Here is a 20885-nt window from a genome sequence, read left to right as displayed (position 1 = left end):
GTTCCAAAAACCGGCGCCCCGAGGCGGTTCGCGTCTCATATTATTACTCTCCAGGGGCGCTGGCCGCCTCGGGGTCCGTCGAACATCCGACCAACCGGAGGCTTTTCGCCGACCGGCCAAACAACTTGCCTCGGGCCCGGTCCTGCCTTGCGCGCGTCACACCTTTGAGGCACACCGGAGCACCAATCGTTCGCAAGGTTCTGACCATGGCCGCAATTCCGGTTTCCCCCCTCGCCCCCAAATCCTATCCGGACCTGCCCGAAATCGATGGCGTGCGCTTTGCGACTGCCGAAGCCGGCATCAAGTACAAGAACCGCACCGACGTCCTGCTGATGGAATTTGACGAGGGCACCACTGTTGCGGGCGTGCTGACCCGCTCGAAATGCTCTTCGGCCGCCGTCGACTTTTGCCGCGCCAACCTGCCCGGCGGCAAGGCGCGCGGCCTTGTGGTCAATTCGGGCAATTCCAATGCCTTTACCGGCATGAAGGGTCGCGAAAGCGTCCAGCACATTGCCGATATCGCCGCCAAGGCACTCGGCTGCTCGGCCGCCGAAGTGTTTATTGCGCAGACCGGCGTCATCGGTGAACTGATCGACGCCAGCAAGTTCGATGGCGTTCTCGATGAGGCTGCTACCCGGATGAACGCCCGGCCATGGATCGAGCCGGCCAGGGCGATCATGACCACCGACACCTTCCCCAAACTGGCCGGCGCCGTGCTCGAATTCGACGATGTCGAGGTCCGCATCAACGGCATTGCCAAGGGGAGCGGCATGATCGCCCCTGATATGGCCACCATGCTCTCCTTCGTCGTCACCGACATGCCCATCGCTGCCGATGTGCTGCAGGCCCTGCTCAGCGAGCATGTGCAGAAGAGTTTCAACTCCATCACCGTCGACAGCGACACCTCGACCTCCGATACGCTGCTGGCTTTTGCCACCGGCAAGGCCCAGGTCGAGCCGATCACCAGCCTGTCCGACCCGCGCGCGCAGTTCTTCGGCGAAGCGCTGTTCGACGTGCTGTTCGAACTCGCCATCCTGACCGTGCGCGACGGCGAAGGCGCCACCAAGCAGGTCTCGGTCAATGTCGAGGGCGCCGTCTCGGACGAAAGCGCCTTCCGCATCGCCAAGGCGATCGCCGACTCGCCGCTGGTCAAAACCGCCATTGCCGGCGAGGACGCCAATTGGGGCCGCGTCGTCATGGCCGTGGGCAAGGCCGGCGAACCGGCCGACCGCGACAGGCTCTCCATCCGTTTCGGTGACCTGCTGGTCGCCAAGGATGGCGAGCGCGCCGCCGGCTACGACGAAAAGGCCACCAGCGCCTACATGAAGGGCGAGGACCTGGAACTGACGGTTTCTCTCGGCCTCGGCGAGGGCCAGGCGACCGTCTATACCTGCGACCTCACCCATGGCTACATCACCATTAACGGCGACTACCGGAGCTGATATGAGCCTGCCTGGTGTCGAGACCTTCGAGCGGGCCGGCCTAAAGGCCTGGCCCGGCATCGAGGAAAAGTGGGATGGGTCCTGGATCCGCCGGGCCGCCGGCGGCTATACCAAGCGCGCCAATTCCACCCAGTGCTTCGACCCTGACGACTTCGAAGATGCCGATATCCGCGTGATTTCGGCCTCGACCTGGATGGTGATGCGCAAGATCAAGCCGGTCTTCCGCATCACGCCGCTGTCGAGCCCGGAGCTCAACGCGACGCTGGACGAGGCTGGCTGGGTCGAGATTGACGCCAGCCACCTCTATGCCATGGCACTGGACGACCACGAACCGGACGCCGAGGCGGACTATCTGCCCGTGCTCGACCCGAAATTCCTCGCGATTGCGCAGCGGCTGCAGGGCTATGACGAGGCCGCCATGACCGGCATGAAGAACCTGCTCGCCGTCCTCGACGTGCCGGCCATGGGCGTCGTGCTGACGCGCGATGGCGCGGCGGTCGCCTCTTCAATCATGGCCGTGGCCGATGGCATCGTCATCACCGGAAACGTCGTGACCGACCCGGCCCGCCGCCGGCAGGGTCTTGCGGCTGCCATGATGCGTTCGGGCCTGGCCTGGGCGAAGCGCGAAGGCGCCAGGTTTGCCGCCCTCAATGTCCAGGCCGACAATGACGCTGCCAAGGCCCTCTATGCCAGCCTCGGCTACGCCCATCAATACGACTACTCCTACCGTATTCCCGGAGCGCCCAAGTGAGTGCCAAACCCCTGCTTCTGGTCGTTGCCTGTGCCCTGGTCGATGCCGACCGCCGGGTGCTGATCGCCCAGCGCCCCGAGGGCAAGTCCATGGCGGGTCTGTGGGAATTTCCAGGTGGCAAGGTCGAGCCGGGCGAAACGCCCGAGGCGGCGCTGATCCGCGAGCTCAATGAAGAGCTGGGGATCGACACGAAGGAAGCCTGCCTGGCGCCGCTGTCCTTCGTCAGCCATGCCTATGAGAACATCCACCTGCTGATGCCGCTCTATGTCTGCCGGCGCTGGCAGGGAACGCCCGTCGCGCGCGAGCATATTGCCCTCAAATGGGTGCGCCCGCAGGCCCTGCGGGACTATGACATGCCACCGGCCGACGAGCCGCTGATCGCCGCTCTCTGCGACCTGCTCTGACGGCGGCGCCGGAGCGCCATCGACCCGGGTTCCGCCCTCAGGGGCGTGCCACGACCTTGTAGCGCTGACCCGGCACCAGCACGTCGCCGGGATAGAGATTGTTGATGATGAAGAACAGGTCGCGGCCGCCCGGAATGTCCGCCATCTGCGTGGCCAGCCGGTCGGCCGTGTCGCCGGCCCGCGCCGTCACCAGACGGATCGACAGCTTGCGGATCTGCGCGAGGTCGGCCGCGGTGGCCGGGCGGAAGCTCTCGATGGTCGACATGGCCCCCTGCTGGAAGCGCGGACTGTCGGCCTTGGCCGCGAAGATGAAGCGATAGACGTCGCCATCGTGCCGCATCACCGCCACGCGGAAGAACCACTCATCGGTCTGGGCGAGGCCGGAGGCCATTTCCAGTCCATTGTGGGTCATGGCCGTCACCGTCTCTGCCTTCAGCCCGGCAATCCAGCCGGACTTGAGGTAGTCGGTCAGGGACATGTTCTCCTGCACCTGGGCACTGTCGAAACGAACGGCCTCGCCGTCTCCGGCAACGCCCACGACCGCGCTTTGCGAGGTCTGCAGGGAATAGCCTTGCGGCACGGTGAAGGTGAACTTGCTGGCCGGATGGATAAAACGCTGGCCCACGACCGAACCCTGCGCCGGGCTGTCACCGAAGGTCAGGCCCGAAATGGCCGAAAGATAGGCTTCGCGGTCGCTTTCACCAGCTTCGGCCGAGCCGAACATGCCCCGCGCCGTGCTGAGGGCGGTTTCGATCCGCGAAGGCGTCGAGGGATGGGAGGACAGGAACCCGTCGCCGCCGCTGGCCGCGCCCGCCGAAAAGGCGGCAAACCGGCTCATGACCCCGAGGAAACGGGCGGCCGCCTGCGGATCATAGCCGGCCTTGCCGGCAAACTTGATGCCTTCCTTGTCGGCATCCAGTTCCTGCCGCTGGCTGAAGGCCGCCAATTGCTCGCGGGTGCGATTGGCCGTGGCATCGGTCGAGGTGTCGCCGCCGAAAATGCCGGTAATGACGCGGTCGACGATCTGGGTCTGGCGCGTCCGGTCGGTCCGGGCGCGGGCATGGCGCAGGGTGACGTGGGCAATCTCGTGCGACAGCACGGCCGCCAGCTCGCTCGTATCGGAGGCCAGCGCCAGGATACCGCGCGTCACATAGATATAGCCGCCGGGCAAGGCAAAGGCATTGACCTCTGACGTATCGAGGATAGTGACCTGGAATTCGGCATTGGGCTGATTGGACGCCGCCAGAAGGCGCCCGACTATGCGGGCAACCATGATCTCGGCCTGGCGATCCTCGTAGACGCCGCCATAGGCCGCCACGATGCGCGGATGCTCGCGCAGACCCAGCACCTTGTCATCGGGATCAGTGCCCTGGGGCACGACGGTCGGCGCCGGATTGTCACCGGTGCGGGCCACGTTGACATTGGAGCCGACCAAAGAGGAACAGGCCGTCAGAGCCAGAAGGCTGACGGTCAACAATCCCATCCGCAATACCTGTTTACCCATATGCGCGGTCATGGCCTCGCGAGAACCTCGATCTGCTCGGGATGCGTGATTTCGATGCGTGGACCATCCCGGACATCCACCCAACCGCGCACCCTTACGAGTGCGCCTTCCAGCGCCAGCGGATCACGACCATCTCCGGAAAACAGCTTCAACGCCGGGGCTTCGATCACCGCGGTGAAGTCTTCCTTCCAGAACCGGCCGAAATTGAGATAGACCCGCGAGCCGCTTTGGTCAGCCAGGAGCACCCGGCCTTCCACGAGCTCGTAATGCCCTGCCAAGTCTAGCAATTGGGAGGGACGATCCGCCGCACGCACGCTGTAATAGGGATCGGCCCAGATTCCAAGCCGCTCGCTGCGCGCCTGCGCTTCTGCCGCAAGCAGTTGCTCAAGGCATGCCCTGTTGTCGGGGAAGGAATAGACCCGCGCCAACCCGGTCGCGACCATGTGCATCTGCGCCCAGACCGTTCCGGTTTCTCCAGTATCGACAAAGACATGCGCCAGTGCCCGCTCGTAGCGGTCAACCTCTTCACCGCCATAGCCGAGCGAAACCCGCTTGTTGAGGGCCAGAGCTGCCAGGCTCGACTGGGCCTCGGGCGCCAGCGGCCAGGTCGGAAAACCCTCGCGCCCGAGCGGCAATTTGGGCGCCTGCGTGCCGATCATGCGCACCACCAGGCCCGAATCAAGCACCAGCGTGTCGCCGTCGGTGACCTGCGTGACGACGCCACCCGGCACCAGGCGCAAGCCCTCGCAGGCCAGCGCGGCAGCCGGGTTCAGGCCGACCAGCATGGCGGCAGTCAGGCGGGCAATCGTGGAACGGCGCAAACAAACGACCCTTGGAAACGTCCGTCTCACCATGCACGCAATTGCGGCAAAAAAGGACTGCCGTTTGCGTGAGCGCGCGTTTCCGCAACACTTTCCTGCCCGACCATTGCCATTCGGCCACGGCAAGGACAAGTTGAGGGCCCGAGGAGACCCCACAATGAGTACAAAAGGGACCGTTCGAACCGGCACGGCCGGCTGGGTATTCGAGCCCTGGCGCGGCACGTTCTTCCCGGAAGGGCTGGTGCAGAAAAAAGAGCTGGCCTACGCCGCCAGCCATCTCACCAGCATCGAGATCAACGCCACCTTCCGGGCCAACCAGAAGCCGGCAAGCTTTGCCCGCTGGGCCAGCGAAACGCCCGAGGGTTTTCAGTTCTCGATCAAGGGCCCGCAACTGGTGACCCATATCAAGCGGCTAAAGAACTGCGGCGAGCCGCTGGCCAATTTCTTCGCCTCGGGCCCCCTGGCGCTGGGCGACCGCCTTGGCCCCTTTGTCTGGCAATTGCCGCCCAACCTGACCTTTGATGCCCCAAGATTCTCCGCCTTTCTCGCGCTTTTGCCCAAGGATGTGGAGAGCTATCTCGCAATTGCAGGCAAGGCCGATGGGGCAAAGCAGGAACCCTATCTCGATGCCAAGGGCGTCGGCAGAATCCGCCACGCCATCGAACCGCGCCATGCCAGCTTCGACAGCGCGGAAGCCAACGCCCTGTTGGCCATGCACAATGTGGCGCGGGTGATTGCCGATACCGCCGAAAACCCCTCGCGCGCGCTGACCGCTGACTTTGCCTATTGCCGCCTGCAGGGCCCAGCCCGGCCCGGTGCAACCGGCTACGAGGCGGCCGATATAGCCGACTGGGCCCGGGAGATGGACGGGTGGCGGGCCGCAGGACGGGACGTCTATGCCTATTTCGTGCACGAGGACAAACTGCACGCCCCGGCCAATGCCACCGCCCTGCGCAAGGCCCTCGGCATCAGCCTGCCAACCGATTGATCACGGACGCGTTTGCGTCTGGATTTTGCCGCAAGCTGAGCCTATTGGCCTTGCCCAACAGCGTCACACCGAGTGCCTCACATGACCACTGCCCGTCCCCTCGACAAGATTTTTGCCGGCCTTGCCTTCGTTCTGGGCCTCGCGACCATTCTGGGCGCGCTCGGATCACAGTATTTCGGCGGGCTGCAGCCCTGCGCGCTCTGCCTTGAACAGCGCCTGCCTTATTATTGGGGCCTGCCGCTGCTGGCGCTGGTCATCGTCTTCTGGAACCGCCTGCCGCTGCCGGCCTGGTATATGGGCATGGGCCTCGTGACGGCGCTGTTTGCCTGGGGCACCTATATGGGCCTCTATCATGCCGGGGTCGAATGGGGCTTCTGGCCGGGCCCGACCTCTTGCACCGGCACCGGGATCGGGGGCAGCATCTCGCTGGAATCGCTGAGTAACCTCCAGCCCATCATCGGCTGCGACGTGGTGCAATTCCGTTTCCTCGGGATCTCGCTGGCCGGCTACAATGCGCTGATCTCGGCCGGCATTACCGGCCTGCTGATCGCAAGCATGGTGATCCAGTACCGGCGCGCCAGGTAAGGTCTCAAGAGAAGACCAGAAGCCAAGGCCGCGCAGGTCTTAAGCTGAATGGATCATCGGATCAGGGCTCGAGCTCGATATCCCAGTAGAGATAGTCGAGCCAGCTCTGGTGCAGGTGGTTGGGCGGGAAGGCGCGGCCATTGTTGTGCAGGTCATGCACCGTCGGCGCGTAGGGCGCCTGATGCGGGAACATCTTGATTTCGCTGGGCAATCTGTTGGCCTTCTTCAGATTGCAGGGCGCGCAGGCAGCCACGACATTCTCCCAGGTGGTCAGCCCGCCCTTGGAACGCGGGATGACGTGGTCGAAGGTGAGCTCATGGGGTGAGCCGCAATATTGGCACTGGAAGCGGTCGCGCAGGAACACGTTGAAGCGCGTAAAGGCCGGGTGCCGCGCGGGTTTGACATATTCGCGCAGCGACACGACGCTGGGCAGCCGCATCTCGAAACTGGGCGAATGAATGACCGTATCGTAATGCGAAACGATGTTCACGCGATCGAGGCACACCGCTTTTATCGCGTCCTGCCAGGACCATAGCGACAGGGGATAGTAGCTGAGCGGCCGGAAGTCGGCGTTCAGTACAAGGGCGGGACAAGCCTCAGGCGACACATGGATAGTCACTTGAGTCTCCCGAAACGGGAATCGCGTAAGTCCATAGCCCTCTTATACTAAGCCCTTTGTGTCGGGCGTGTGAAGCGGGGGCCGGGGCCTTATTTTGCAAGCCGTTCGATGAACCGGGTGGCGAAAGCCAGCCCGTCCGGGGCGATGCCGTGGCCGACGCCGCGGCTGACGTGATAGTCCACCGCAAAGCCCGAATTCGTTAGCAGACTGTTGGCGTCAGCACTCTCATTGGGGTCGACCACGTCATCCATATCGCCATGAACGAGGCAGATCGGCGGTTTTGCCAGCGCCGACCCGCCCAAGCCCTCGGGCGGCAGCAAGGCCCCAGAAAATCCGATGACACCCATAAGGGTCTGCTCTGCCGGCAGCGAGGTACCGACATGCAGCGCCATCATCGCGCCCTGGCTGAAGCCGGCAAGAATGGTCCGGTCGGGGGTGAGCCCGGTCTGGGCCCAAAGATCATTGAGGAACTCGACCAGTACAGGCCGCGTCGTCAGGACGCCGGTCTGGCGGCTGGCGAGGCGGTCGCCGGTCCAGTCTATGGCAAACCACTGATAGCCACCCATGCCCAATGGGGTCGGCGCATTGGGCGAGACGAACAAGGCGCCGGGCAAGGCCTGCTGCCAGTGCGGAGCGAGGCCGATGAGGTCATTGCCGTCGCTGCCATAGCCGTGCAGCAGCACCACCGCGGTGTCGGGCGCCTGGCCATTGGCGGGCGGCAGCATGGGTCCGGAAAGCTTGGTGGTCATAAAAGGCTCGATTCCCTTTGCTTGAGCGCCGCGAAATAGCGCCAGAACAGCAGGGCGGCGGCCGAGCGATGCGGCGACCAGTCCTGCGCAAGGCCGATCATGTCCTTGATCGTTGGACGAGCGTCAAGGCCGAGCCCCTGATGCGCCGCCTTGAGCAGCGCCAGATCGCCGGCGGGGAAAATGTCGGGATGGGCGGCGCAGAAGAGGAGATAAACCTCAGCCGTCCACGGCCCGATGCCCTTATGCGCCACCAGCTGGGCAGCCGCCTCTTCCGCGGGGAGTCCGTCGATATGGGCGAGGTCCAGCTCACCCGTCGCAATGGCCTCGGCAACCGAACGCAGGGTCAGGAATTTGCCGCGCGAAAAGCCCGAGCCGCGCACGGTCTCCTCATCGAGAAGGAGGTAGGTTTCCGGCTCCAGCGCCCCGGGCAGGACCGAAAACCGCCCCCAGATGGCAGCTGCGCTCTGCACCGAAATCTGCTGGCCGCAGATCACCTTGGCCATGCCGGCAAAGCCCTTGGGATTGATGCGGGGCATGACCACGCCGACCGTTTCCAGCATGGGCAGGAGCCGGGGATCGCGCGCGGTCAGGCGTCCCAGATGCCAGGCGACGCCTTCGGGCGTGTCGATGCGGGGGGTATCGGCCAAAATTTGTGTCTCGGTCACCGGATCATCCCCGTGCATGCGGGAACCTCTGTTTCAATCAGTATATCCCGAACAGGGGTTCCCGCTTTCGCGGGAATGACCCTGTGGGTTAGATAGGGCCATGTCCGCGCCCATGCTTCGCTTCGCCCCCAGCCCCAATGGTTTTCTGCATCTCGGTCACGCCCTTTCGGCGCTGGTGACCTGGAAGGCGGCCGAGCTGCTTGATGGCACGGCGCTCTTGCGCATCGAAGACATCGACCTTGCCCGCTGTAAACCCGAATTTGCCGAAGCGATCATCGAGGACCTCACCTGGCTCGGTCTCACCTGGCCTCAACCAGTCGTGGTGCAGTCCGAACGCTTCGACATCTATGCCGCTGCCGCCAACCGGCTGCGCAATGCCGACCTCCTCTATCCCTGCTTCTGTTCGCGCGCGGAAATCGCGCAAGCAGCAGAGGGCAAGGACCCGGATGGCGCCCCGCTTTATCCCGGCACCTGCCGGCACCTCTCCAATGCGGAGCGCATCGAGCGGCTGGAACGCGGCGACCCGGTGCAATTCCGGCTCGATACCGAGACGGCCCTGGAGCGCACCGGCATGCTGACCTATTCGGTGATCGGCCCCACTGTGCGGGACCGGCCGCAGATCCGCTATGCCCGTCCTCAGCGCTGGGGCGATGTGGTGCTGCAGCGCAAGGATACACCAACCAGCTATCACCTCAGCGTCGTGGTCGACGATGCGGCGCAGGGCGTCACGCATGTGACGCGGGGCCGCGATCTCGAAGCTGCCACGGACATTCATGTGCTGCTGCAGATGCTGCTGGGCCTGCCGACGCCCATCTACCATTTCCACCGGCTGCTGCTGGGTGACGATGGCGAAAAGCTTGCCAAGTCGAAGGGCTCGCCGAGTTTGAGGGACTTGCGGGCGCAGGGCTGGACGCCCGAGGATGTGAAGAGGGCCGTGGGGATTTAGTTGGCCGCACCCTTCCCACACCCACGATTCCGCCCTCGGGCCTGACCCGGGGACCTCGCTGCACAGCGCGAGGCTCCACAGTGTGCCCGTTGCCAATGGCCCTCGGGTCGAGCCCGAGGGCGGCACGGCGGTTGAGAGGAGCTAGGCGCTTCGCTTCCCGATCCGCCCCAGATGCGTATCCTGGAAACTGGTTCCGGATTTGAGCCCGTAGCCCAGCATCCGGTCAAAGCCGGAATGAGCGAGCCAGATGGCGCCGAGGCCGGCGAGGAGGGGCATGGCGATCAGCATGCCCACAGCCAACAGGCCGAGGCCAAGGGCATAGACATGGACTGTGTTGTAGACCCATGCGCCGATGTGCGGGCCAAGGGCATAGGCGAAGAAGCTGAGATCGGGGGCGAAGAAGATCGGCAGCGCCGCCCACCAGGGCAGGCCCGAGCCGCTCAGGGTGAAGAGAACGAGGCCCGCCACAAAGACCAGAGCCCCTTCGGCCCGCTGCCAGAGAATGGTGTCTTTCATTGCATGATTCCAATTTTTCGCGATGTCACTCCGGCGAAGGCCAGAGACCATTTGCTGTGTCGGGGTATGGATCCCGGCCTTCGCCGGGATGACTTGGGGGGGTGCGGGGATGGCGTGCATCGCGATCGCGACGCCGCTTCTCCTTCGTCATGGCCCGGCTGACGATGGGGGAAACGGCCGAGCGCAGCATATGGCGCATTGGCAGGGTTACGCCGCCTTCTTTATCGAAGACCTGGCCTCGACAAGTTCGGTCACTGTCGCGGCGACAGCCGCCTCGAAGGGCGTGGCGAAGCCGGGACCGAGCAGCGCGTCGAGACGGGGATCGACCAGTTCCATTTCGTTGAGCCAGAGATAGCGCATGCGGAAAATGTCGCGCATGACCGGATTGACCAGGCCCATGGCCCCCAGCATCCACCAGGGGAGCGGCGAAACCCTGAGGGACTGGCCGAGACCCGACTGAACCGCTGCCATGACCTGAGCATGGCTGACCCAGTGGCCGGCGAAATGGAAGGTTTCGAAGGCGCCGAACTGGCCGCGCTTTTCGGCCAGCACCGCAAAGGCGCGGGCAAGGTCGGGCAGGTAGGCCCAGGCATGGCGCAGGTCGAGATCACCCATGTGGTAGAGCCTGCCCCGGGCAAAATCCATGAACATGCCGGCATCGTACCAGTCATTGCGATTGCCCGGTCCGTAAAAATCGCCGGCCCGGATCACGATCACCTGGAAACCCTGATTGGCTGCCGCCCTGCGCAGCATTTCTTCGAGCCGGATGCGGATTTCGCCACGCGGCTTTTCTCCGCTCTGGCGCAGGCCCGGGGCAATGGTGCGGTCGCCGGCGCGATAATTGTAGATGGTGCCGGGAAAGAGCAGGGTCTTGCCGCTGCCGGCCATGGCATCGATGACGACCTGCAATTGTGCCTCCGCGGCGCCATTGCCCCATTTGTCATAGGGCAGGTGCAGCGCCTGGACGACGATATCGGCATCGGCGACCGCGGCTTTCACCACGCCAAGGTCATTGGCATCGCCCTGGACGAACTGCGTCTGCGGCACGGGACGCCGGTTGGATCGCCCGAGACCAGTCACCGCGAAGCCGGCATCGCGAAAGGCGGTCATCGCGGCATTGCCGATATGGCCATTGCTGCCCAGAACCGTCACTTTACCCTTGGTCATTTTCAGCTCCCTGCTGTTGCTGGAGAGCAAAATCGTCGATACAATGATGAATATCGATTGGCGAAAAATCTGGATTTGATATTCAATAATGAATAGGGAGCCAGACTGGGCGCTGTGGCGCAGTTTTGCCGCCGTGATTGCCGAGGGGTCGCTCTCGGGCGCGGCGCGCAGCCTTGGCCTCAGCCAGCCCACAGTGGGGCGGCATGTCGAGACGCTGGAAGCCGATCTGGGCCTCACCCTGTTCGAGCGGACGCTGACCGGTCTCAAGCCCAATCCGACGGCCCTGCGCCTTTACGACCGGGTGCGCGTCGCCCAGTCATCCCTCGCAGAAGCGGCGATTCTCGCCGCCGGGGCGCAGGACGAGGATGGCGGCACGGTGCGCCTCACCGCCAGCACCATGATTTCCAACTATGTGCTGCCCGGCATATTGCGCGACGTCAGGGCCCTGCATCCGCGCATCGCCATTGAATCGGTGCCCTCCGATTCGGCCGAAAACCTCTTGATGCGCGAGGCCGACATCGCCATCCGCATGTTCCGGCCCACCCAGCTCGAACTGGTCACAAGGCATCTGGGCGATATCGCCCTCGTCCCGGTGGCGCATGAAGACTATCTCGCCCGGCGCGGCACGCCGCGCACGCTCAACGAACTCTGGACTCATGATGTGCTGGGCTTTGACCGCTCGGACGCCGTGGTCCAGCATGCCCGCTCGCTCGGCTTTACCGTCGCACGCGAGGATTTTGCCCTCCGCTCGGACGACCAGACCCATCTTTGGGAATTGCTCAGGGCCGGGCTCGGCATTGGCTTCGGACAGGCCAATCTGGCGCGCCGCACGCCGGGCCTTGTCATCCTGCCCATCGATCTCGCCATTCCGCCGCTGCCGGTCTGGCTCACGACACACAGGGAATTGTTCACCTCGCACCGGATTCGTGCCATCTATGACGCAGTGGCGGACGGCCTCACTGCCTATATTAGGGACGCATAGCGCACTCAAATCCGGGGCGCAGCATGCGTCTCGACAAACGAAAAGGCTAAGATGCAAACCCTCTACAATATCGCCATCGCACTGGCGTTGCTCTTCGTGCTCATCGTGCTCGGCATGGGCCTGTGGAACATGCTCAAGGGCGGCCCGGGCAATACCAGCCAGCGCCTGATGCGCCTGCGGGTCATCGGCCAGGCCGTGGCGCTCGCTCTGCTCCTGGGCGCCCTGTTCCTCTTCGGTCGCGGCGGCTGACTGGGCCGGGCGGGAACGCAGCATGGTGAAAATCAACAAGATCTACACACGGACCGGCGACACCGGCACGACCGGCCTCGTGCGCGGGCCGCGTCGGGCCAAGCATGACCTCAGGATCGAAGCCTATGGCACGGTCGAGGAAGCCAATGCCTATATCGGGCAGGCGCGGCTTTCGGCCGCCAACCAGCCGCGCGTCGACGCGGTGCTTTCGCGCATCCAGAACGACCTTTTCGACGTCGGCTCGGACCTGGCGACGCCGGGGGAAGACGATCCGGATGCCGAATATCCGAGCCTGCGCATTAGACCCGTGCAGACCGAGTGGCTCGAAAAGCAGATCGACCATTTCAATGCCGACCTCTTGCCCCTGACGAGTTTCATCCTGCCCGGCGGCACCCCGCTGTCGACAGCCCTGCATCTCGCCCGCACGGTGACGCGCCGCGCCGAGCGGCTGGTGGCGGCGCTTGCCGAGGCCGAACCCGATACCAGCCCGGAAGCCCTGCGCTACATGAACCGGCTCTCGGACCTGCTCTTCGTGCTCGGCCGCGTCGCCAATGCCAATGGCAGCAAGGACGTGCTGTGGGTGCCGGGCAATTTTGGGGATGTGAAGAACTCCGATCCGTCCCGCCAGGGCTGATCGTTCCGGTGGAACGATCAGAGGTGAGGAGGCCAGGAGAGCTGCGCTCGAATGGCCGGAGCCCCTCATCCGGCGCTTCGCGCCACCTTCTCCCACGAGGGGAGAAGGAAGAGGCGGTAAGGCTGGGTAATAATTGAGCCGGGAAGCCCGGCGGGAATGGATGGATCAAGAATGTTCCTGCCTCTGCATGACAGCAATCCGATCCGGCATATCCCGTTCCCCTTCGTCAATTACACCCTGATCGGGGTGACGCTGCTGGTCTTTGCGGTGCAGTCGGCGCTGCCGCAGGCCAGCTTCGATGCGGTGACCATCAATTTCGGCATGATCCCCATCGTGGTGCGCGATCTCTATCCGCAGCCGGTGGCCTGGCTGCCCGACTATGCCAATCTCGTCACCTATGCGTTCCTCCATGCCGACTGGATGCACCTGCTCACCAACATGCTGTCTCTCTGGGTGTTCGGGGACAATATCGAGGACGCGCTGGGGCACTTCAGATACCTGGTCTTCTATCTCGCCTGTGCCGTCTTTGCGGCCTTGGCGCATCTGCTCTTCAACCTCGAGGGCAATGGACCGCTGGTGGGCGCCTCGGGCGCGGTCGCCGGGGTGATGGGCGCCTATATCCTGCTCTTTCCCCATGTGCGGGTCTTCGTCCTGGCGCGTATCGTCTGGCTGATCCCGCTGCCCCTGCCCGCCTTCTGGATGCTGGGCTTCTGGATCCTGACGCAGTTGTTCTTTGCGCTGGTGGGCTCGGACGAGCCGGTGGCCTGGTGGGCGCATCTGGGTGGCTTTGCCGCCGGGCTTGTGCTGGCGCCGCTGCTGAAGCGCCGCGACGTGCCGCTATTGGGCGGTCGCTGAAAGCGTTGCGACAAAATTCACTCTCCCGGGCAAGCAAAAGTTAACCCGGCTTAACTAGGGTTGAATGACCTCTTTCCACCGGGACCGCCATGAACACGGACCTTGCCAGCAATCTCCTGACCACGCGCGCGTCGATGACGCAGCAATCGGTGCAGATTGCCGTGGTGAAAAATGCCCATGACATGCAGATGGACCTGATCAATTCCCTGATGCAGACCGCCCTCGCAGCCCCGCCGCCCGGCCAGGGGACGCGGGTCGACAAGCAGGCCTGAGGCCGGGCGATGGGAACCGGCATCGGCATTGCCCCATCGATCATGATCAACCGCATGGTGCATGAAAAAGGCGTGCCGCAAGGCGGACACCTGCTCGAAGTCGCCCGCCTGCGGGCCGAGCTGATGCAGGCCCAGGCGCAAAACGCCACCTCGCCCGTGCCCACGACCAAGCCAGACGAAGCGCCGCTCAACGGGGCGGAAGTGGATTTGCTGATCTAGGCGTTTGCCCCTATGCGGTCTCCATCACCGCACCGCCCTCGGGCTCGACCCGAGGGCCACTCAACACAGGCATTGTGCTGGCAAGGAGAGGTCCTCGGGTCAGGCCCGAGGACGGCATCGTGTGTGCGGCCGGTTATCAGCCCCGCAGGCCGATCAGCGCCTCGACCACAGCCTTGCCATCGTCATGATGCCATTCGGCCGGACCCTGCAGCACCGCCAGCTCGCACCCTTCCGGATCGAGCAGCAGCGTGGCTGGCAGGCCGATGGCCACCGCTTCGCGCTTCAGGCGCTCAAAGGCGGCAAAGGTGTTGTCGGCATAGAGCGGCAGGTTTTCGAACTGCCCCGCATCGAGAAAGTCCTGCGCCTTGGCGAGGCCACCCTCGCCAATGTCGAGATTGATGGGCAGGACCATGAACTTGTCCGAATTGTATTCGGTGGCGACGGCGTCGAGCGCCGGCATCTCCTCGCGGCAGGGCACGCACCAGCTGGCCCAGAAATTGACCAGCAGGAATTTGCCGGAAAAGTCGGCGACGCTCATTTCCGTCCCGGCCTCATCCTTGAACGCCATGTCCGAATAGCCGCGGCCCTCGCCGGTGCCGTTGAGCGCGGCCAGCTCACCGGTGGCGGCGGCATCGATGATCTGCGCGGCGGCCAGCTGGGCCGGACACTCATTGGCCGACCCGGCATTGCCCAGCATCAGCCATGCAGCTATAGACCCACCAACAACGACCACCCCGGCTGCCACGGGCAAGGCCCACTTCACGGCAGCGCCGGGACCATTTGAGTGGGTATTTGCCATGGTGTCTCCGTCTGACAAGGCTCTGAGCAACAAGATGTGGGGCGGCCGCTTTGCCGAAGCGCCCGATGCCATCATGGAGGAAATCAACGCCTCCATCGGCTTCGACCAGCGTCTTTACCGCCAGGATATTGCCGGATCGAAAGCCCATGCCACAATGCTCGCTGCGACGGGCATTCTGACGCAGGCCGACCGCGACGCCATCCTCGCCGGTCTAGACGAGGTGCTGGCCGAAATCGAGGGCGGCCAGTTCAAATTCTCGCGGGCGCTCGAAGACATCCATATGAATGTCGAAAGCCGGCTCCGCGAGAAAATCGGCGATGCCGCGGGGCGCCTGCATACCGCGCGCTCGCGCAATGACCAGGTGGCCACCGACTTCCGCCTTTATGTGCGCGACCATATCGACACGCTGGTGGGCCAGATCCGCGGCCTGCAGCTGGCGCTGGTTGAGCGCGCCGAGGACGAGGCGGAAACCATCCTGCCCGGCTTCACGCATCTGCAGAATGCCCAGCCGGTGACCTTTGGCCATCATCTGCTGGCCTATGTCGAAATGCTCGGCCGCGATGCCGGAAGGCTCGAGGATGCGCGCAAGCGCCTCAACGAGAACCCGCTGGGCTCGGCCGCTTTGGCCGGTACGCCCTACCCGATCGATCGGTTTGCGACCGCCGAGGCTTTGGGCTTTGACCGCCCGACCGCCAATTCGCTCGATGCGGTCTCGGACCGCGATTTCATCCTCGAAACGCTTGCTGCCGCCTCGATCTGTGCCATGCACCTCTCGCGCTTTGCCGAGGAAATGGTGATCTGGAGCTCGGCACAGTTCGGCTTTGTGAAGCTCAGCGACAAGTTCACCACCGGCTCCTCGATCATGCCGCAGAAGCGCAATCCGGATGCTGCCGAACTGGTGCGTGCCAAGATCGGCCGCATCATGGGGGCGCTGAATTCCCTGCTCGTGGTGATGAAGGGCCTGCCACTGGCCTATTCCAAGGACATGCAGGAAGACAAGGAGGTGGCCTTCGACGCGCTCGACGCCCTCTCCCTGTCGCTGGCCGCCATGACTGGCATGGTCAAGGACATGCAGCCCAATCGCGAGCGCATGCATGCCTCCGCTTCGGCCGGCTTTTCGACCGCCACCGATGTCGCCGACTGGCTGGTGCGCGAACTGAACATCCCCTTCCGCGATGCCCATCACATTACTGGCCAGATCGTGTCATTGGCCGAGCAGAAGAACTGCGGATTGGAAGGCCTCACCATCGAGGACTTCAAGCTCATCGACCACCGCATCGACAGCCGCATCCACAAGGTGCTCACCGTCGAAGCCTCGGTGGCGGCGCGAAAATCCTATGGCGGCACGGCGCCGGCCAATGTGGTCGAGCAGGCAGCGCGCTGGAAGTCGGCACTGACCGGGGAGACGCATGAGCCCCGCGCGCTGAAGGCGAAAAAGCATGGCGGCCATGGCGATGGCGGGATTGCGTAGGACCTGAGGATGGGTCACGATTCCCTTCTCCCCTTGCGGGAGAAGGTGACGCGCAGCGCCGGATGAGGGGTCCTGAGCGGCCCGTTGGTCCGGCGCATGCCACGAGAACCCCTCACCCGCCCTTCGGGCACCCTCTCCCGCAAGGGGAGAGGGGGAAACGGATAACTCGGTGCGTAAACTCCCGCGACAGATGCGTCTCAGCCCACGCCATGTCGCTTATCTCCAGCCCAGCGATGTCAGCGAAGAGATGCCGGCCCCACCCGAGGGCATGCGGGCGGCCACCGAGGACGACCATAGGGCGACCATCGACGAGCTCATGGCGGGGCATGACGATCCCGGTGAAATCTGGTTTTTCGCCTATGGCTCGCTGATCTGGAAACCGGCCTGCGACTTTGTCGAGATGCGGACCGGTCTCATCCGGGGCTGGCACCGGGCGTTCTGCCTGGGGTGGAACAATCGCTGGCGCGGCAGTGACGAGAACCCCGGCCTGATGCTGGCGCTCGACCATGGCGGTTCGTGCAAGGGCGTGGCCTATCGCCTGCCGCCCGGCCGGACGGAAGAGAACCTGATAAAACTCTTCGAGCGCGAAATGGCCTGGCTGCCCTCGGCTTTTCCCCCGCGCTGGGTGAATGTGAAAAGCGGCGAGCGGACCATCAGGGCGCTGACTTTCTGCATCGACCGCCATTCGGGGCGCTACGTGTCCGGTCTCGACGAGGCCGCCATTGCCGACGTGCTGGCCAAGGCGGTGGGCTCGCGCGGCTCGATGGCTGAATATCTCCATGCCACGGTCGATCACCTCGAACAGATGGGCATTCACGATCCCCATCTGTGGCGCCTGCAGCAGCTGGTCGCCGAGCGCATCGAGGCCGCTTATGAGGCGGATCGATAAGTCTGGCTTTTGTTTTTGGCGCGCTCGGTTTAGATCACCGGGTCCCCTTCTCCCCTTGTGGGAGAAGGTGGCGCGTCAGCGCCGGATGAGGGGGCGCGGAGCGTGGTGGGAACCCCTCACCCGCCCTTCGGGCACCCTCTCCCACAAGGGGAGAGGGGAAGACAGGAATATCGGGGCAAAAATGGTCCACCACTTCAATCACCGCGATGGCGTGCTCTTTGCCGAGGATGTCGACCTCAACGAACTGGCCGAGAAGGTGGGGACGCCTTTCTACGTCTATTCCAGCGCCACATTGCGCCGGCATGTGCGGGTGGTGCGCGAGGCGTTTGACGGCATTCCCATGCTCATGGCCTATGCCATGAAGGCCAATTCCAACCAGGCAGTCTTGAAGCTGATGGCCTCCGAAGGCTGCGGCGCCGATGTGGTGTCGCTGGGCGAACTCGAACGGGCCCTCGCCGCCGGCATTGCCCCGGAAAAGATCGTCTTTTCCGGCGTTGCCAAGACCGAGGCGGAAATGCGCCGCGGGCTCGAAGCCGGCATCAAGTGCTTTAACGTCGAGAGCGAGCCGGAACTGGAGCGCCTGTCGCGCGTGGCAACGGCCATGGCCCAGACGGCCAGGGTCTCGGTCCGCATCAATCCCGATGTCGACGCGCGCACCCATGCCAAGATCTCGACCGGCAAGAGCGAGAACAAGTTCGGCATTCCCTATAAGCGCGCCCGCGAGGTCTATGCCCGCATCGCCCAGCTGCCCAATGTCGAGGCTGTCGGCGTCGACATGCATATCGGCAGCCAGATCACCGATCTCGAACCCTTCGGCAATGCCTTCGGCCTGATGGCCGAGCTGGTCAAGGCCCTGCGCGAGGACGGCCACCATATAGAGCATGTCGATGTCGGCGGGGGCCTCGGCATTCCCTACAATATCGATGAAGAAGCGCCGCCTCACCCGGAGGCCTATGCCTCGGTGGTGCGCGACAAGGTCGGGCGGCTGGGCTGTTCGCTGGTAATCGAGCCGGGCCGGCTCCTCGTCGGCAATGCCGGGATCATGGTCACCAAGGTCGAATATGTGAAGCAGGGCGAGGCCGACTTCATCATTGTGGACGCGGCCATGAACGACCTTATCCGCCCCACGCTCTATGAGGCCCATCACGGGATCGAGCCAGTCAACCAGTCCAACCTGCCGCCGATCACCGGCGACATCGTTGGTCCGGTCTGCGAGACCGGTGATTACCTGGCCAAGGGGCGCACCATTGCCGGGGTGAAGGAAGGCGACCTGCTCGCGGTGATGAGCGCCGGCGCCTATGGCGCGGTCATGGCCTCCACCTACAATTCGCGGCCGCTCATTCCCGAAGTGCTGGTCGATGGCCCGCGCTGGCATGTGATCCGCCCGCGCAAGTCGCTCGAGGAATTGCTGGCGCTCGATAGCGTGCCCGACTGGCTTTGAGCTGACGCCGCCAGCCTGGGCGGACTGAACCAGGGCCCCTCACCCGCCCTGCGGGCGCCCTCTCCCCCAGAGGGAGAGGTGAGGAGGGGTCTCGCGCCCAGAACCTCGACTCCTGCGCATCCCTCCCCTTGAGAAGGAGGGAATGAGGCTGGGGTGGCCACGCGCGCGATGCGAGAGAAATCACTCCACCCCAGCTTCGCTGGGGCCAATGGCCCAGCGACGCTACCCTCCCCCTCAAGGGGAGGGAGCGAAGGAACCGCTGCGCTAGAAGTCAGACCGCCGCGCCAGCGGCACCACTTCCACGGGAACGCCGTTGAGCGCGTCATCGACCTTGGCGATGAGGTCCGCCAGGGTAAAGGGCTTGGCGATGACGTCGTAGATCAGCGCATCGAGCCCATGGGCGCGTTCGCGCTGGTCGGCAAAGCCGGTCATCATCAGGATGGTGACGTCGGGATAGGTCGCACCCACCTGCAGCGCCAGCGCGATGCCATCCATGACCGGCATCTTGATGTCGGTGAGCAGGAGGTCGAAGCGCCCGCCCTCGGCATCCATGGTTTCGGCGGCAAGGCCCCCGTCTTCTTCGGCCACGACGTCGTGGCCCTTCATGGTCAGGGCGGAAACGACAAAGGCGCGGACCGAAGGATCATCTTCGGCAACGAGGATGCGGGCCATCTGGCGCTCTCCTAATGGTGTTCGGTGGCCGCCGGCGCGGGCGCATGGGCCGGTTCGGCAGCGTGGTCAGTGGGGACGACGGCCGTAGCCGCGTGGGCGTCCGGCGCTGAATGCTGTGTTGTGGCCGGTTCTGCAGGGTCACCGGCCGCCGGGCCTGCCCCGGCGCCATGATGGGTCGCTTGGGCGGAACCGGCAGGAGAGACGCCACCGGTCGTGGCGCTGCGGCCGGCAAAGCTGAGGCGCACCCGCACCGCCTCACTGGGCGGCAGGGAGAGCCGTGTGTCAAAAGTGGCGCGCTCGCCCGCCATGAGGTCGGGAACACGGGGGCTGACGCTCCATTCGTAGACGGCGCTTCCCGTCGCATCGAGCAGGCTGATGACCACGGGCGGCACCGGCACCGGACGCGGTGCAATGCCCACGATCTGGGCCGAAACGGTCAGCACTTCATTGCCGCCCGACAGGGCGTTCAGGGTTTTCAGGTCGGAGAATTCAAGGCCGACGACATTCACGCCCAAGCCGACCTGTTCGTAAAGGCCGGCCAGATCCGGGTAGCGTTCGACAATGGCAACCCGGCCGAACCAGGCGCCGCCGATCAGCCCGGCCAGCAGGACGACGCCCACAAGGCGCGCCGCCCGGCGCAATCGCGCCAGCGGCAGGCTCGAACTCATGGCATTCTGGCGCTTCTTGAAAGCCTGCTGGCGCTTCTGCTGCTCGGCCGCATCGACGCCGGGCGGCGGCGGCGCAGGGCTATCGGGAGCCGAAGCGGATTGCGAAGCAGCGGAGCGGGCGGCAACGGCGCTGGCCTCGGCCTCCATCACTTCGTCAAGCGCGTCCTCAGCCATCTGCTCGAACAGCGTGTCGCTCTCGGCGCTGGCCTTGTCCTTCCGGGCGGCGGCGGCGGGACGGGGCGCGGCGGTCGGGTCCTGGTTCCAGGCCTGGTGACACTGGGCGCACTGCACCTTGCGACCAGCCGAACCGATGGCCTCATAGGTCACCTGGTACTTGGTCTGGCAATGCGGACAGGTAATGATCATCAGGCGTGGTGCGATCCCGGAATGGAGACCGACCCTATCCCCCTCGGGGTTAAAACTCCTCAAACCCAACCGGAAAGGCGCGCCATGACCAAAATTGTGCCGCTTTCCCCCGGCCAATGACCACCCCATGCCACGGGGATTGTGCGTCGCTGCTATGATGCCGCCAAACGCTGATTCGCCGTGATGATGCCAATGCCACCGGACGAGCTGG

Annotated in this window: 25 protein-coding genes; 15 read left to right on the top strand and 10 right to left on the bottom strand. The window is 64.4% G+C overall.

The features are described 5' to 3' along the window. Positions 1-206 precede the first annotated feature (206 nt). The 3 genes from argJ to mutT are packed head-to-tail and all read left to right on the top strand — an operon-like array spanning position 207 to position 2597. Positions 207-1442, top strand: a complete 1236-nt coding sequence (gene argJ / locus MQW79_RS11490; protein ID WP_476584614.1) for a bifunctional glutamate N-acetyltransferase/amino-acid acetyltransferase ArgJ — start codon at positions 207-209, stop codon at positions 1440-1442. A 1-nt stretch (position 1443) separates the two neighbouring features. Continuing rightward, complete coding sequence (locus tag MQW79_RS11485) at positions 1444-2193, top strand: GNAT family N-acetyltransferase (protein WP_476584613.1); 750 nt, start codon at positions 1444-1446, stop codon at positions 2191-2193. Next, the gene (gene mutT, locus MQW79_RS11480) at positions 2190-2597 is read left to right on the top strand and encodes an 8-oxo-dGTP diphosphatase MutT (protein WP_476584612.1); all 408 of its coding nucleotides are present in this window, start codon (positions 2190-2192) and stop codon (positions 2595-2597) included. The genes MQW79_RS11485 and mutT overlap by 4 nt, the downstream gene beginning before the upstream one ends. A gap of 37 nt (positions 2598-2634) precedes the next feature. On the opposite strand, the gene MQW79_RS11475 is transcribed toward mutT, so the two are convergent. After that, positions 2635-4071, bottom strand: coding sequence for a M48 family metalloprotease (locus MQW79_RS11475; protein ID WP_476584611.1), 1437 nt, complete (start codon positions 4069-4071; stop codon positions 2635-2637). Between the two features lie 38 nt (positions 4072-4109). Further along, on the bottom strand, positions 4110-4922 hold the full coding sequence (locus tag MQW79_RS11470; protein ID WP_476584610.1) for a thermonuclease family protein: 813 nt from the start codon (positions 4920-4922) through the stop codon (positions 4110-4112). Positions 4923-5079: 157 nt separating this feature from the next. Here MQW79_RS11470 and MQW79_RS11465 point away from each other — a divergent pair, with 157 nt between their 5' ends. Continuing rightward, positions 5080-5910 (top strand): DUF72 domain-containing protein, encoded by an 831-nt coding sequence (locus tag MQW79_RS11465; RefSeq protein WP_476584609.1) that lies wholly within the window; start codon positions 5080-5082, stop codon positions 5908-5910. 81 nt (positions 5911-5991) lie between these two features. Then, the gene (locus MQW79_RS11460) at positions 5992-6495 is read left to right on the top strand and encodes a disulfide bond formation protein B (protein WP_476584608.1); all 504 of its coding nucleotides are present in this window, start codon (positions 5992-5994) and stop codon (positions 6493-6495) included. Between the two features lie 61 nt (positions 6496-6556). Here MQW79_RS11460 and MQW79_RS11455 read toward each other — a convergent pair whose 3' ends face one another. The 3 genes from MQW79_RS11455 to MQW79_RS11445 form a co-directional block, all read right to left on the bottom strand. Continuing rightward, on the bottom strand, positions 6557-7114 hold the full coding sequence (locus MQW79_RS11455) for an HNH endonuclease (RefSeq protein WP_476584607.1): 558 nt from the start codon (positions 7112-7114) through the stop codon (positions 6557-6559). An 89-nt stretch (positions 7115-7203) separates the two neighbouring features. Next, positions 7204-7863, bottom strand: a complete 660-nt coding sequence (locus tag MQW79_RS11450) for an alpha/beta hydrolase (RefSeq protein WP_476584606.1) — start codon at positions 7861-7863, stop codon at positions 7204-7206. Beyond that, positions 7860-8528, bottom strand: a complete 669-nt coding sequence (locus MQW79_RS11445; protein ID WP_476584605.1) for a DNA-3-methyladenine glycosylase family protein — start codon at positions 8526-8528, stop codon at positions 7860-7862. The genes MQW79_RS11450 and MQW79_RS11445 overlap by 4 nt, the downstream gene beginning before the upstream one ends. A 100-nt stretch (positions 8529-8628) precedes the next feature. Here MQW79_RS11445 and gluQRS point away from each other — a divergent pair, with 100 nt between their 5' ends. Continuing rightward, positions 8629-9474 carry a tRNA glutamyl-Q(34) synthetase GluQRS gene (gluQRS, locus tag MQW79_RS11440; protein WP_476584604.1) on the top strand — a complete coding sequence of 282 codons (846 nt, stop codon included), beginning with the start codon at positions 8629-8631 and terminating at the stop codon, positions 9472-9474. A 141-nt stretch (positions 9475-9615) separates the two neighbouring features. On the opposite strand, the gene MQW79_RS11435 is transcribed toward gluQRS, so the two are convergent. Continuing rightward, positions 9616-9990 (bottom strand): DUF4260 domain-containing protein, encoded by a 375-nt coding sequence (locus MQW79_RS11435; protein ID WP_476584603.1) that lies wholly within the window; start codon positions 9988-9990, stop codon positions 9616-9618. 207 nt (positions 9991-10197) lie between these two features. Next, positions 10198-11157, bottom strand: a complete 960-nt coding sequence (locus MQW79_RS11430; protein ID WP_476584602.1) for an NAD-dependent epimerase/dehydratase family protein — start codon at positions 11155-11157, stop codon at positions 10198-10200. Positions 11158-11245: 88 nt separating this feature from the next. On the opposite strand from MQW79_RS11430, the gene MQW79_RS11425 reads away from it, so the two are divergent. The 6 genes from MQW79_RS11425 to MQW79_RS11400 all read left to right on the top strand — a co-directional run bounded on the left by MQW79_RS11425 (position 11246) and on the right by MQW79_RS11400 (position 14368). After that, entirely contained in the window at positions 11246-12139 is an 894-nt protein-coding gene (locus tag MQW79_RS11425) for a LysR family transcriptional regulator (RefSeq protein WP_476584601.1), read from the top strand. Positions 12140-12190: 51 nt separating this feature from the next. Further along, a complete protein-coding gene (locus MQW79_RS11420) occupies positions 12191-12388 on the top strand; it encodes a twin transmembrane helix small protein (protein ID WP_476584600.1) in 198 nt (65 codons plus the stop codon). A gap of 22 nt (positions 12389-12410) precedes the next feature. Then, positions 12411-13022, top strand: coding sequence for a cob(I)yrinic acid a,c-diamide adenosyltransferase (locus MQW79_RS11415; RefSeq protein ID WP_476584599.1), 612 nt, complete (start codon positions 12411-12413; stop codon positions 13020-13022). 171 nt (positions 13023-13193) lie between these two features. Continuing rightward, complete coding sequence (locus tag MQW79_RS11410; protein ID WP_476584598.1) at positions 13194-13877, top strand: rhomboid family intramembrane serine protease; 684 nt, start codon at positions 13194-13196, stop codon at positions 13875-13877. A gap of 89 nt (positions 13878-13966) precedes the next feature. Next, on the top strand, positions 13967-14149 hold the full coding sequence (locus MQW79_RS11405) for a putative motility protein (protein WP_476584597.1): 183 nt from the start codon (positions 13967-13969) through the stop codon (positions 14147-14149). 9 nt (positions 14150-14158) lie between these two features. Next, the gene (locus MQW79_RS11400; protein WP_476584596.1) at positions 14159-14368 is read left to right on the top strand and encodes a hypothetical protein; all 210 of its coding nucleotides are present in this window, start codon (positions 14159-14161) and stop codon (positions 14366-14368) included. 136 nt (positions 14369-14504) lie between these two features. Here the strand turns inward: MQW79_RS11400 and MQW79_RS11395 are convergent, their stop codons facing one another. Then, complete coding sequence (locus MQW79_RS11395) at positions 14505-15167, bottom strand: TlpA disulfide reductase family protein (RefSeq protein WP_476584595.1); 663 nt, start codon at positions 15165-15167, stop codon at positions 14505-14507. Between the two features lie 22 nt (positions 15168-15189). Here MQW79_RS11395 and argH point away from each other — a divergent pair, with 22 nt between their 5' ends. From argH to lysA, 3 genes are all read left to right on the top strand, one after another. Then, a complete protein-coding gene (gene argH, locus MQW79_RS11390; RefSeq protein WP_476588222.1) occupies positions 15190-16638 on the top strand; it encodes an argininosuccinate lyase in 1449 nt (482 codons plus the stop codon). Positions 16639-16807: 169 nt separating this feature from the next. Continuing rightward, on the top strand, positions 16808-17527 hold the full coding sequence (locus MQW79_RS11385) for a gamma-glutamylcyclotransferase (RefSeq protein WP_476584594.1): 720 nt from the start codon (positions 16808-16810) through the stop codon (positions 17525-17527). Positions 17528-17708: 181 nt separating this feature from the next. Further along, on the top strand, positions 17709-18968 hold the full coding sequence (gene lysA / locus MQW79_RS11380) for a diaminopimelate decarboxylase (RefSeq protein ID WP_476584593.1): 1260 nt from the start codon (positions 17709-17711) through the stop codon (positions 18966-18968). A 264-nt stretch (positions 18969-19232) separates the two neighbouring features. Here the strand turns inward: lysA and MQW79_RS11375 are convergent, their stop codons facing one another. Both MQW79_RS11375 and MQW79_RS11370 read right to left on the bottom strand, forming a co-directional pair. Next, on the bottom strand, positions 19233-19640 hold the full coding sequence (locus MQW79_RS11375) for a response regulator (protein WP_476584592.1): 408 nt from the start codon (positions 19638-19640) through the stop codon (positions 19233-19235). A gap of 11 nt (positions 19641-19651) precedes the next feature. After that, positions 19652-20674, bottom strand: coding sequence for a DUF3426 domain-containing protein (locus tag MQW79_RS11370; protein WP_476584591.1), 1023 nt, complete (start codon positions 20672-20674; stop codon positions 19652-19654). Between the last annotated feature and the right edge of the window lie 211 nt (positions 20675-20885).

The sequence above is a fragment of the Devosia sp. Micro-HW1 genome (assembly GCF_056341075.1).
The sequence above is the reverse complement of the archived record's forward strand: the minus strand, read 5'-3'. Positions and strand labels throughout refer to the sequence as shown.

Coding starts and splice junctions, on each gene's coding strand:
- argJ (WP_476584614.1), top strand. CDS start 207: ATGGCCGCAATTCCGGTTTCCCCCCTCGCCCCCAAATCCTATCCGGAC.
- MQW79_RS11485 (WP_476584613.1), top strand. CDS start 1,444: ATGAGCCTGCCTGGTGTCGAGACCTTCGAGCGGGCCGGCCTAAAGGCC.
- MQW79_RS11465 (WP_476584609.1), top strand. CDS start 5,080: ATGAGTACAAAAGGGACCGTTCGAACCGGCACGGCCGGCTGGGTATTC.
- MQW79_RS11460 (WP_476584608.1), top strand. CDS start 5,992: ATGACCACTGCCCGTCCCCTCGACAAGATTTTTGCCGGCCTTGCCTTC.
- MQW79_RS11450 (WP_476584606.1), bottom strand. CDS start 7,863: ATGACCACCAAGCTTTCCGGACCCATGCTGCCGCCCGCCAATGGCCAG.
- gluQRS (WP_476584604.1), top strand. CDS start 8,629: ATGTCCGCGCCCATGCTTCGCTTCGCCCCCAGCCCCAATGGTTTTCTG.
- MQW79_RS11435 (WP_476584603.1), bottom strand. CDS start 9,990: ATGAAAGACACCATTCTCTGGCAGCGGGCCGAAGGGGCTCTGGTCTTT.
- MQW79_RS11430 (WP_476584602.1), bottom strand. CDS start 11,157: ATGACCAAGGGTAAAGTGACGGTTCTGGGCAGCAATGGCCATATCGGC.
- MQW79_RS11425 (WP_476584601.1), top strand. CDS start 11,246: ATGAATAGGGAGCCAGACTGGGCGCTGTGGCGCAGTTTTGCCGCCGTG.
- MQW79_RS11420 (WP_476584600.1), top strand. CDS start 12,191: ATGCAAACCCTCTACAATATCGCCATCGCACTGGCGTTGCTCTTCGTG.
- MQW79_RS11415 (WP_476584599.1), top strand. CDS start 12,411: ATGGTGAAAATCAACAAGATCTACACACGGACCGGCGACACCGGCACG.
- MQW79_RS11410 (WP_476584598.1), top strand. CDS start 13,194: ATGTTCCTGCCTCTGCATGACAGCAATCCGATCCGGCATATCCCGTTC.
- MQW79_RS11405 (WP_476584597.1), top strand. CDS start 13,967: ATGAACACGGACCTTGCCAGCAATCTCCTGACCACGCGCGCGTCGATG.
- MQW79_RS11400 (WP_476584596.1), top strand. CDS start 14,159: ATGGGAACCGGCATCGGCATTGCCCCATCGATCATGATCAACCGCATG.
- MQW79_RS11395 (WP_476584595.1), bottom strand. CDS start 15,167: ATGGCAAATACCCACTCAAATGGTCCCGGCGCTGCCGTGAAGTGGGCC.
- lysA (WP_476584593.1), top strand. CDS start 17,709: ATGGTCCACCACTTCAATCACCGCGATGGCGTGCTCTTTGCCGAGGAT.
- MQW79_RS11375 (WP_476584592.1), bottom strand. CDS start 19,640: ATGGCCCGCATCCTCGTTGCCGAAGATGATCCTTCGGTCCGCGCCTTT.
- MQW79_RS11370 (WP_476584591.1), bottom strand. CDS start 20,674: ATGATCATTACCTGTCCGCATTGCCAGACCAAGTACCAGGTGACCTAT.